11 protein-coding genes are annotated in these 10,796 nt (G+C 49.2%); 9 read left to right on the top strand and 2 right to left on the bottom strand.

The genetic code is table 11. The features are described 5' to 3' along the window. The coding region (locus tag ACTHUT_RS09255; RefSeq protein ID WP_440418749.1) for a UbiD family decarboxylase domain-containing protein at positions 1 to 514 on the bottom strand (514 nt) is incomplete at its 3' end. Between the two features lie 249 nt (positions 515 to 763). Between ACTHUT_RS09255 and ACTHUT_RS09250 the strand changes: the two genes are divergently transcribed. From ACTHUT_RS09250 to prfA, 5 genes are all read left to right on the top strand, one after another. Further along, positions 764 to 1,426, top strand: coding sequence for a DedA family protein (locus tag ACTHUT_RS09250; RefSeq protein ID WP_036491712.1), 663 nt, complete (start codon positions 764 to 766; stop codon positions 1,424 to 1,426). A 66-nt stretch (positions 1,427 to 1,492) separates the two neighbouring features. Next, positions 1,493 to 2,476: an asparaginase gene (locus ACTHUT_RS09245; protein ID WP_440385620.1), complete on the top strand. Its 984-nt coding sequence runs from the start codon at positions 1,493 to 1,495 to the stop codon at positions 2,474 to 2,476. A 13-nt stretch (positions 2,477 to 2,489) separates the two neighbouring features. Beyond that, positions 2,490 to 3,257 (top strand): TatD family hydrolase, encoded by a 768-nt coding sequence (locus ACTHUT_RS09240; protein WP_440385619.1) that lies wholly within the window; start codon positions 2,490 to 2,492, stop codon positions 3,255 to 3,257. A 287-nt stretch (positions 3,258 to 3,544) separates the two neighbouring features. Continuing rightward, on the top strand, positions 3,545 to 4,813 hold the full coding sequence (locus ACTHUT_RS09235) for an Nramp family divalent metal transporter (protein ID WP_440385618.1): 1,269 nt from the start codon (positions 3,545 to 3,547) through the stop codon (positions 4,811 to 4,813). A 156-nt stretch (positions 4,814 to 4,969) separates the two neighbouring features. After that, positions 4,970 to 6,046: a peptide chain release factor 1 gene (gene prfA / locus ACTHUT_RS09230; RefSeq protein WP_440385617.1), complete on the top strand. Its 1,077-nt coding sequence runs from the start codon at positions 4,970 to 4,972 to the stop codon at positions 6,044 to 6,046. 101 nt (positions 6,047 to 6,147) lie between these two features. Here prfA and ACTHUT_RS09225 read toward each other — a convergent pair whose 3' ends face one another. Further along, positions 6,148 to 6,459: a helix-turn-helix domain-containing protein gene (locus ACTHUT_RS09225; protein ID WP_003745796.1), complete on the bottom strand. Its 312-nt coding sequence runs from the start codon at positions 6,457 to 6,459 to the stop codon at positions 6,148 to 6,150. A 168-nt stretch (positions 6,460 to 6,627) separates the two neighbouring features. On the opposite strand from ACTHUT_RS09225, the gene ACTHUT_RS09220 reads away from it, so the two are divergent. The 4 genes from ACTHUT_RS09220 (at position 6,628) to trmA (ending at position 10,768) form a co-directional block, all read left to right on the top strand. Continuing rightward, positions 6,628 to 6,936, top strand: coding sequence for a hypothetical protein (locus ACTHUT_RS09220; RefSeq protein WP_003745794.1), 309 nt, complete (start codon positions 6,628 to 6,630; stop codon positions 6,934 to 6,936). Positions 6,937 to 6,954: 18 nt separating this feature from the next. Continuing rightward, the gene (locus tag ACTHUT_RS09215) at positions 6,955 to 7,590 is read left to right on the top strand and encodes a DUF805 domain-containing protein (protein ID WP_004519377.1); all 636 of its coding nucleotides are present in this window, start codon (positions 6,955 to 6,957) and stop codon (positions 7,588 to 7,590) included. Between the two features lie 475 nt (positions 7,591 to 8,065). Then, entirely contained in the window at positions 8,066 to 9,568 is a 1,503-nt protein-coding gene (gene pta, locus ACTHUT_RS09210; RefSeq protein ID WP_440385616.1) for a phosphate acetyltransferase, read from the top strand. Positions 9,569 to 9,685: 117 nt separating this feature from the next. Next, the gene (gene trmA, locus ACTHUT_RS09205; RefSeq protein ID WP_440385615.1) at positions 9,686 to 10,768 is read left to right on the top strand and encodes a tRNA (uridine(54)-C5)-methyltransferase TrmA; all 1,083 of its coding nucleotides are present in this window, start codon (positions 9,686 to 9,688) and stop codon (positions 10,766 to 10,768) included. Positions 10,769 to 10,796: the final 28 nt, after the last annotated feature.

The raw sequence follows: 10,796 nt of genomic DNA, 5'->3' as shown, positions 1-10,796 counted from the left end.
GTGGACCGCGCGTGACGGTCAAGCCCCACGTTACCAGCGGCGCAACGTCTTCCGGCCAGCAATGCTGAATCGGAAGTTTATACAAATCAACGTCTTCGCCTTCCCACACGATTTCCTGACACGGCGCATTTTTCACCACGTTCGGCGCCATGCTCCAAATATCTTTCAACAGCGGCAGTTTGGAAAACGCGTCTTTAATGCCTTTGGGCGGTTCGGGTTCTTTCAAATACGCCAGCGTCTGCCCGATTTCGCGCAGCTTGGACACACTGTCCGCACCCATGCCCAGCGCCACGCGTTCGGGCGTGCCGAACAGATTCGCCAACACGGGATAATCGTAGCGCGTACCGTCGGGCTTAATCGGGTTTTCAAACAGCAACGCCGGCCCCTCGGCGCGCAATACGCGGTCGGCGATTTCGGTCATTTCCAAATGCGGCGACACCGGATGCTGAATGCGCTTGAGTTTGCCATCAGCTTCCAATCCGGCGATAAATTCTCGCAAATCTCTGTATTTCATGATTTCATTTTCCTGAACAGGCCGTCTTAAAACAGACCGCCATTTCGGGTTTGAAAGATAAACCAGTGGCTATTGTACCTGCCAAATCCGTCTATATCCCAACTTTCCGCGTCCGAATTTCCATATTTTTTGCAAACTACCGTCAAATTTGAACAATATCTGCTTGTGATTGCTTTCAGACGGCCTTATCTTTGGTAGAATTCCAACTTAATCCAGTCATCAATCAATATCTATCGTGGGACGGCGGCCATGTTTGCATTTTTAGAATCTTTTTTCGTTGAATACGGCTATGCAGCCGTGTTTTTCGTTTTGGTTATTTGCGGCTTCGGCGTGCCGATTCCTGAAGATTTGACGCTGGTAACCGGCGGTGTGATTTCCGGCCTGGGTTATACCAACTCGCATATTATGTTTGCCGTCGGTATGCTCGGCGTATTGGTAGGTGACGGCTTTATGTTTGCGGCCGGCCGGATTTGGGGGCAAAAAATCCTTAAATTCAAACCAATTGCGCGCGTGATGACGCCCAAACGCTATGCCCAAGTACAGGAAAAATTCGACAAATACGGAAACTGGGTTTTATTCGTCGCCCGTTTCCTGCCCGGCCTGCGTACTGCAGTTTTCGTGACCGCAGGCATCAGCCGCAAGGTTTCCTACCTGCGCTTCATCCTGATGGACGGTTTGGCCGCGCTGATTTCCGTTCCGGTTTGGATTTATTTGGGTGAATACGGCGCACGCAATACCGACTGGCTGATGAAAAAAATGCACAGCCTGCAATCAGGTATCTTTATCGTACTGGGCATCGGCGCAGTCATTGTCGGTTGGATTTGGTGGAAAAAACACCGCCGCCACACCTTCTTCCGCGAGAAGCTGCACGAAAAACGCGCGGCAAAAGCCAAAAAACAAACCAATCAATAAATCATTCCAGGCCGTCTGAAACACTTCCCCTCTTTCAGACGGCCTTAATCATTCATCAGAAACACCATGAAACAAAAAATCTTCGTCCTCTACACCGGCGGCACCATTGGCATGACCCAAAGCAGCGCTGGCCTGCGTCCCGATACCGCTCTCGTCGATAAAGCCCTTACCCCCTTTTCAGACGGCCTTGATTTCGTATGGCACGTTTGTCAGCCGCTCATCGATTCTTCCGCGGTAACGCTGCAAAACCAACGCGACTGGTTGGAGCTTATTATCGCCAAGCTGCCTGACTATGACGGCATTTTGGTGTTGCACGGCACGGATACCATGGCATACACCGCCAACCTCTTCGCCCTCTCGCTGCAAGGTTTGGACAAACCCGTTATCCTGACCGGCTCGCAATGGCCTTACGATGCCGCCAACAGCGATGCGCCGCGCAACCTGGCCACCGCCGTTTCCGCTTTCTCGCTCAAGCTCAAACAAGTGGCGATTGCCTTTGACGGCAAGCTCTTCCCTGCCGTCGGCAGCAGCAAGGTCAGCACCGAGACCGCCGCAGGTTTCGACAACTTGCATTTTGGCGCGCTCGCCGAATGGGAGGAAAACAAAGGTTGGCACAATATCCGTACCGCCCCGACCCAACATTCAGACGGCCTCAAACCGCGTCTTCCAAATCCTGAAGCCAAAGTTTCCGTCCGCACGCTGATTCCCGGTTATGCCGCGCAAGAACTTTCAGACGGCCTGCCCCACCTTTACGCCCAAGCCCTGATTCTGCAAAGCTACGGCCACGGCAATGCGCCAAGCAACGATACATTTGTCCGAGCCGTCCAAGCCTTTACACAACAAGGCAAGTTGTTGCTCAACATCAGCCAAGTGCCGCAAGGTTGCGCCGCCGCCGTCTATGCCCAAGGCGATGCTTTGCGTCAGGCAGGCATCATCAACGGCGGCAAATGCAATCTTGAAACGGCCACCGCGCTGATGACCCTTGCCGTATCGCATGACTGGGATGCGGATAAGGTGCAACAAGAATTGAGACAATTAAATCTGCTGTAAACCGCCATTTAATATGACTTTCACCGACACCCACTGCCATCTTGCCGACCCCAAACTTGCCAGCACGCTGCCTACTGTGCTTGCCGAAGCGCAAGCCGCCGGTGTGGCGCGTTTTATTGTACCGGCTACGTCCCCAAAAGATTGGCACTCTGTTGCGCAGTTGGAAAGGCCGTCTGAAAACATCCATATTGCTTTGGGCATTCATCCGTGGTTTTCAGACGGCCTCAACGAAACGGCATTCCAAGAGTTAGAGAAAGAATTAATCCGGCATCCGCAAGCATGGGTTGGCGAAATCGGTTTGGATTTTTATGGAAAAGAGCAAACCCAAGCACAACGCAACACGCAGACTGACGTCTTTATCCGCCAACTTACCCTCGCCCAACACCTCAACCGCCGTGTCATCATTCATAATCTGAAAGCCACCGCCGCCATTGCCGCCGCCGTCAAAACCGCCGGTTTCACGCAAGGCGGTATCGTCCACGCCTTCTCCGGCAGCGTAGAAGAAGCGCGGATTTTGGTGAAACTCGGCTTCAAAATCGGCATAGGCTCGCTGCTGCTCAATCCCAATGCCAAAAAAGTCCGTGCCGCCTTACAAGCCTTAGACGACACGGATTTCGTTCTCGAAACCGACAGCCCCTTTATGTTCGGCCACGAAACCAATACCCCGGCCAACATCCGCCGTATCGCCGAAATTGCCGCCGAACTACGCGGCGTACCGCTGGCACAACTGGCCGAGATAACCGAGCAAAACGTGGATTCCCTGCTCCATACTTCCCCTTAATATGCCGGCCTCAAGGCATCAAAAAGCCTCGCCCGGCCGTTCCGTTTCCAAACCGACACACTCAGCCCTCCCTACCCCATGTTCATGAATAAAAAGCGATACAAGGCCGTCTGAAAAAATGTTTTTGGCACAAAATATCGTTCATTCCGTCATCTCGGCTTTTTAACACCGTATTTTCCTTTTGATTGATAAAAAGTATTACGCATATTATTGGGCAAACTTTTTATTTACGTTAAAATATGCTTTTTTTTGATAATAAGGCCGTCTGAAAAAGGCGGAAACTAATTATGACTGAACAACATACACACGCTTCCACCTGGAAGAGCAAAATCAATGCTCTCGGCCCGGGTATCATGATGGCTTCGGCGGCAGTCGGCGGTTCGCACCTGATTGCCTCCACGCAGGCAGGCGCACTTTACGGCTGGCAGCTTGCGCTGATTATTATTCTGACCAACCTGTTCAAATACCCGTTTTTCCGCTTCAGCGCACATTACACGCTGGACACAGGCAAAAGCCTGATTGAGGGCTATGCCGAAAAAAGCCGCGTTTATTTGTGGGTATTTTTGATTTTATGTATTGCATCGGCAACGATTAATGCCGGTGCAGTCGCCATCGTTACCGCCGCCATCGTCAAAATGGCGATCCCGTCGCTGACTTTCGATGCTGGCATGGTGTCCGTCATGATTATGGTTTCCTGCCTGCTGATTTTGGCAAGCGGCCGCTATAAAGCATTGGACAACGTTTCCAAAATCATCATCGTCAGCCTGACCATCGCCACCGTCGCCGCAGCCGCCGTGGCCATGTCTCGCGGCATGCAGATGAAACCCGACTTTATCGAGCCTACCCCATGGACACTGGCAGGCTTGGGCTTCCTCATCGCGCTGATGGGCTGGATGCCTGCGCCAATTGAAATTTCCGCCATCAACTCTTTGTGGGTTACTGAAAAACAACGCATCAACCCTTCCAGCTACCGCGACGGCATTTTTGACTTCAACGTCGGCTACATTACCAGCGCGATTTTGGCAGTCGTCTTCCTCGCCTTGGGTGCATATGTCCAATACGGCAACGGCGAAGAAGTGCAAATGGCGGGCGGCAAATATGTCGGCCAACTGATTAATATGTACGCCGTGACCATCGGCGACTGGTCGCGTCCACTGGTGGCATTTATCGCCTTTGCCTGTATGTACGGCACCACCATTACCGTAGTGGACGGCTACGCACGCGCGATTGCCGAACCGGTACGCCTGCTGCGCAGTAAAGACAAAACCGGTAACGTCGAGCTGTTTGCTTGGAACATTTGGGTCGCAGGCTCAGGCTTGGCCGTGATTTTCTGGTTCAACAGCGCAATGGCGGAGCTGCTCAAATTCGCCATGATTACCGCTTTCGTTGCCGCCCCTGTGTTCGCTTGGTTGAACTACCGCCTCGTCAAAAGCGACAAACGCCACAAATTGACCATGGGCATGAACTTCCTCGCCATTATCGGTTTGATTTATTTGACCGGCTTTACCGTTTTGTTCCTACTGAACCAAACAGGCATTTTGGCTGCGCCTAAATAAGCACATATGAAAAAAGGCCGTCTGAAACTTCAAAACAGGTTTCAGACGGCCTTTCCAATCCATCATATCTTTTTGAATTTTCATTCAAACCCATTATAATAACGCCTTATTTCGCCGTTGCAGACCACTCGACGGCATCCGTATTTTGGAAAATTTATGAAGCCGTCTATCTTAGAAAAACTACAACAACTCAGCGACCGACTGGAAGAAGTCACGCATTTGCTCGGACAGCCCGAAGCCACGTCCGATATGGACAACTACCGCAAGCTCACGCGCGAACACGCCGAATTGACGCCCGTGGTCGAAGTGTTTCAAAACTATCAACTGGCGCAAAGCGACTTGGCGGATGCCGAAGAAATGCTGTCCGATCCCGAAATGAAAGACTTTGCCGCCGAAGAAATCGAAGCGGCGAAAGCCAAAATCGACACACTCGATACCGAACTGCAAAAACTCTTGCTGCCCAAAGATGCCGACGACGACAAAAACATCTTCATCGAAGTGCGCGCCGGAACGGGCGGCGACGAAGCCGCGCTGTTTGCAGGCGATTTGCTGCGCATGTACAGCCGCTACGCCGAGCGCAACCGCTGGCAGGTCGAAATCGTTTCCGCCAACGAAAGCGAGTTGGGCGGCTATAAAGAAGTCATCACCCGCATCGTCGGTTTGGGTGCGTACAGCCGTCTGAAATTCGAATCCGGCGGCCACCGCGTGCAGCGCGTCCCCGCCACCGAAAGCCAAGGCCGTATCCACACCTCAGCCTGCACCGTCGCCGTCATGCCCGAAGCGGACGAACTCGAAGACATCGAGTTGAACCCGGCCGACCTGCGCATCGACACCTTCCGCGCATCCGGCGCGGGCGGTCAGCACATCAACAAAACCGACTCCGCCGTCCGCATCACCCACCTGCCCACCGGCATGGTGGTCGAATGCCAAGACGGCCGCAGCCAACACTCCAACAAGGCGCAGGCGATGAAAGTCCTCGCCGCCCGCTTAAACGACGCGCAAAAACGCGAAGCCCAAGCCAAAGAAGCCGCCGAACGCAAATCCCTCATCGGCAGCGGCGACCGCAGCGAGCGCATCCGTACCTACAACTACCCCCAAGGCCGCGTGACCGACCACCGTATCAACCTCACCTTGCACAAACTGGATTTTGTGATGGACGGCGACTTGGAAGAAATCACCAATGCCCTGATTGCCGAGCATCAAGCCGAGCTTTTGGCGGCAATGGGGGATTGATATTTGCCTCACTCTGATCATCATTACCAATATAAAAGCCGTCTGAAATGTAAATTTCAGACGGCTTTTATTTAAAAACAAACAAACCTATAAAACAGTATTTATTTTGAGATTTGCTCCAAGGTCTGGATCATCAATAATTTAAAAGACTGTTGTAAAGGTTCAGGAAGTTGTAAAAAAATCAGTTCGACCGGCATTTCTTCTAAATCCTTTAATGTATTGTTTTGCTGTCTTTCCAAGTATTCTGCTAGCAGAAAAATAGACGAAACACGGCATCCCAATGCATCAGCAAGATATTTTAAGATAGCCTCACTGTATCCTTGATTACCATTCTCAAGATTGGAGATATTACTTTTCGAAGTATTTGCAAAATCAGCAAGTTGCTGCTGTGTCCAACCTTTTTGTTTTCTCAAAAATCTAATTGCACGACTTATATTCATGCAAAAGATATTAGAGAGAAATAGATTCAATTGAAATTGTATTACTGTACTTCTTGACATAAAAATACTTAAATGCAATACTTCATACAGTTTTACTGTACTTTTCCATTTTTATGAAACTTTAAATCTTGAGGTGACCAAATGAAAATTAAACACTATCTCTTTGCTGGGATTTTACCAGTGATGTTATTAACTGGTTGTATGGGGGGCTTACCTTCATGCGGTTCAAGTGATGCAGAAGATTTGGTTAAAAAAATCATTAACCAACGCTCATTTCTTTTAGGTCAATTTGTTTCATTGGATGATGTGGAAGAAACTGCCGTTAATCATGATGCCGAAATAAGAGTATGTTCTGCCAAATTGACCACAACAAAAGGAAGTGAAAACATCACTTACTCAATCAAATGGCAGAATAAAGATAAAAGTAGTTTCTACTTAGAAATCAATTAAATATTAGGAGTGATACAAATGAAGGGACAAATTTTAGACTTTTCAATTCAAAACGGTGGTGGTCTGATCAACGGGGAGGATGGTAAGCGTTATCCATTTAAAAGCGAAGAATGGAAAGAACAAAACATTCCTACTCGAGGCATGAATGTTGATTTTGATATTAATGGAGATGGTCAGGCTATTGGTATTTACAAGGCACTAAATAGCAGTTCATCTAATAATGTCGTAAATGCATTCAATACTGTGGCGCAATCCAGAAATGAAAATGGACAATTATCACTGTTTGCCTTATTTTTGGAAACGCTATCTAAACGTTATGCACAATTTTCAGGGAGAGCATCCAAACGAGAATTTTGGGGATATACACTCTTTAGAATAATTGCAGATTTTTCCATTTTTATTGTCGCAATAATAATGTCTGAAATTAGCAGAAGTCTTGGAGATATTTTCTTCCTCCTATATTACCTATTTGCTCTAGCTGTAATTATTCCATCTTTATCTGTCGTTATTCGACGTCTCCATGATATAGGAAAATCAGGTTGGTGGTTTCTCATTATACTTATTCCTATTATTGGCCCAATCTGGCTAATTGTTTTGATGTGCCAACCATCCTTCAATGGGGATAATCAATGGGGTAGTATGCCTGAAAACTAACCTTCTAGAGTAAGGCCATCTGAAACAAAAATTTCAGATGGCCTTTCCCAATGAATTAATCAAACTTTGTCTTACTCATTTCTATTTTACTGATACTCTAATACTTCCAAAAATTATGACTTAACCTTCAATCACTGATCTCCATTTCTAAATTACCTGAATACCAGAATTTCCCCTATGAACAGTATATTTAAAATAGTGCGATCTTTTTTAAAATTAAAAAATATTTATTTTGAGTAAATATATAAACTGACACTTTTAGAGAAAATCATGATGCCCTGATTGCCGAGCATCAAGCCGAGCTTTTGGCAGCAATGGGGGATTGATGGATTTGGTCCATTGCGTTTATACTTTTCAGACGGCCTGATGACATATGTCAATATGGCTGTGTATATGTTATCCCAAAGTGATAAAATGCAGCACCAGCTGCGCCACAGCAACACCCTTCTACAATCACCGAAAGAGAGGACACAAAATGGCAAAAATCCTGATCGCACCGGTATCTACCGGCCTGAGCGCCGATGCAGCGGCAAAAGCATTTGCAGCGGCATTGAATGCACAAGTTTTCCAAGCCGTTGACTCTACTACAGAAGCCCTGTTGGCTCAAGGCAAGAGCGACGACTGGTTTGACGCACTTGTCGGTAAAGTTGCAGCATTGAACGCAGATAACCTCGTTATCGAAGGCATTACTCCTGATGCGGACAAATTGTTCTTGGCAGGCAAAAACGTCGAATTGGCGCTGTCTTTGGACGCAGGCGTTGTATTGGCGCTGAAATCCGACAACACCGATGCAGCCGCCATCGCCCAACAATTAAACCTCGCCAAACAGCTCTACACCAATTCCCCCGGCGTATTGGAAGGTTTCATCATTGACGGCGTAGCCGCCGCTTTAGGCGCACAAGTTGCCGAGCAAACCGGCCTGACTTTCTTCGGCTCCAGCGACAAGTTGCAAGACGTATCCGCTTTGGCCAAACGCGAAGCCAAACGCCTGTCTCCTGCCCAATTCCGTTACAACCTGATCGATTTCGCACAAAAAGCCAATATGCGCATCGTTCTGCCTGAAGGCGCCGAACCGCGCACCGTCGCCGCCGCCGCCATCTGTCACGAAAAAGGCATCGCCCGTTGCGTACTGTTGGCGACCCGCGAAGAAGTTGAAGCCGTAGCGAAAGAGCGCGGCATTTCCCTGCCTGATTCTTTGGAAATCATTGATCCTGCTTCTTTGGTTGAGCAATACGTCGAGCCTATGTGTGAATTGCGCAAATCCAAAGGCCTGACTCCGGAAGATGCCCGCAAACAGCTGCAAGATACCGTCGTACTGGGCACCATGATGATGGCTCAAAACGACGTGGACGGTTTGGTTTCCGGTGCAGTCCACACCACTGCCAACACCATCCGCCCTGCCCTGCAACTGATTAAAACCGCTCCTGGTGCAAGCCTCGTATCCAGCGTATTCTTCATGTTACTGCCTAACCAAGTATTGGCATTTGCCGACTGCGCGGTTAATCCGAACCCAACACCGGAACAACTGGCCGACATCGCCATCCAATCTGCCGACAGCGCCAAAGCTTTCGGTATCGATCCGAAAGTGGCCATGATTTCCTACTCCACCATCAACTCAGGCAGCGGCCCTGATGTCGATGCCGTGATCGAAGCAACCAAACTGGCGAAAGAGAAACGCCCTGATTTAGCTATCGAAGGTCCGTTGCAATACGATGCAGCTACCGTTCCATCTATCGGCAAATCCAAAGCTCCGGGCAGCGCTGTTGCCGGTCAAGCAACCGTTTTGGTTTTCCCAGACCTCAATACCGGCAACTGTACTTACAAAGCCGTACAACGCAGCGCCAACGTCCTGAGCGTAGGCCCGTTGCTGCAAGGCTTGCGTAAACCGGTTAACGACTTGTCCCGCGGCGCATTGATTGAAGACATCGTCTTCACCATCGCCCTGACTGCCGTTCAAGCCAAACAAATGCAAGGCTGATTGACAAGCTGATGCTTTGAAATCAAAGGCCGTCTGAAACCGATGTTTCAGACGGCCTTTCGTATCTTTGCGCCAACTATATTATAATTCGCCATTATTTTCTGAAAGACTGCCCCGATGACTGCCTACCAGCAACAACTAGCCGACAAAAAGCAATATCTTCAGCAACTTTTCCAAGGACTGGATTTTCCAGAAATCGAAGTCTTTGAATCTCCGGAACAGCATTACAGAATGCGTGCCGAGTTCCGCATCTGGCATGAAGGCGGCGAAATGTTTTACGCCATGTTTGAACGCGGGCAAAAGGCAAGCGGGGCAAGCCTGATCCGTTGCGACCAATTTCCTGCCGCGTCCGAATCCATCAATGCCTTGATGCCGAAACTGATTGAAGCCGCATCCAATCATCCCGAGCTGAAAAACCGCTGGTACGCCGTCGAATTTTTATCCACTTTAGGCGGTGAAATGCTAGTGACCATGATTTACCACAAGAAGCTGAACGAAGTATGGCAACAAGCCGCGCAAGAGCTGGCGCACAATTTGGGCATTCATATCATCGGCCGCAGCCGCGGACAAAAAATCGTATTGAGCCAAGATTTTGTGACCGAAGCATTGACAGTCAACGGCAAGACCTTCCGCTATCGTCAAATCGAAGGCAGCTTTACCCAACCCAATGCCCAAGTGTGCCAAAAAATGCTGACGTGGGCGTGTGATGCCGCGCAAAACTTAGGCAAAGACATGCTTGAGCTGTACTGCGGCAACGGCAATTTCACCCTGCCGCTTTCGCAACATTTCAATCAAGTGTTGGCGACCGAAGTTTCCAAAACTTCCGTCAATGCCGCCCAGTGGAATATTGAAGCCAACCAAATTACCAATCTCAAAATCACCCGCCTGTCTGCGGAAGAGTTTACCGAGGCCTACACGCAAAACCGTGAATTCCGCCGTCTGCAAGAACAAGGCATCGACTTGAAAGACTATGATTTTTCAACTATTTTCGTTGATCCTCCGCGCGCTGGTGTCGATGATGAGACGCTCAAATTGGTTGCCCGATTCGACAACGTTCTCTATATTTCCTGCAATCCTGAGACCCTGCGCGCCAACCTCGACACGCTCTGTCAAACCCATACCATCGAACGCGCCGCCCTGTTCGACCAATTCCCATTTACCCACCATATCGAAAGCGGCGTTTGGTTGAAGAAAAAATAAAACCATACAAAAAGGCCGTCTGAATGTT

The organism is Neisseria sp. P0022.S010 (assembly GCF_051956635.1).
Note: the sequence above shows the minus strand (reverse complement) of the source record. Positions and strands in the feature narration are given on the sequence as shown.

What these genes read in the sequence shown, in the direction of transcription:
- pta (WP_440385616.1), top strand. Translation starts at nt 8,066, where the DNA reads ATGGCAAAAATCCTGATCGCACCGGTATCTACCGGCCTGAGCGCCGAT.
- prfA (WP_440385617.1), top strand. Translation starts at nt 4,970, where the DNA reads ATGAAGCCGTCTATCTTAGAAAAACTACAACAACTCAGCGACCGACTG.
- ACTHUT_RS09250 (WP_036491712.1), top strand. Translation starts at nt 764, where the DNA reads ATGTTTGCATTTTTAGAATCTTTTTTCGTTGAATACGGCTATGCAGCC.
- ACTHUT_RS09215 (WP_004519377.1), top strand. Translation starts at nt 6,955, where the DNA reads ATGAAGGGACAAATTTTAGACTTTTCAATTCAAAACGGTGGTGGTCTG.
- ACTHUT_RS09240 (WP_440385619.1), top strand. Translation starts at nt 2,490, where the DNA reads ATGACTTTCACCGACACCCACTGCCATCTTGCCGACCCCAAACTTGCC.
- ACTHUT_RS09235 (WP_440385618.1), top strand. Translation starts at nt 3,545, where the DNA reads ATGACTGAACAACATACACACGCTTCCACCTGGAAGAGCAAAATCAAT.
- ACTHUT_RS09220 (WP_003745794.1), top strand. Translation starts at nt 6,628, where the DNA reads ATGAAAATTAAACACTATCTCTTTGCTGGGATTTTACCAGTGATGTTA.
- trmA (WP_440385615.1), top strand. Translation starts at nt 9,686, where the DNA reads ATGACTGCCTACCAGCAACAACTAGCCGACAAAAAGCAATATCTTCAG.
- ACTHUT_RS09245 (WP_440385620.1), top strand. Translation starts at nt 1,493, where the DNA reads ATGAAACAAAAAATCTTCGTCCTCTACACCGGCGGCACCATTGGCATG.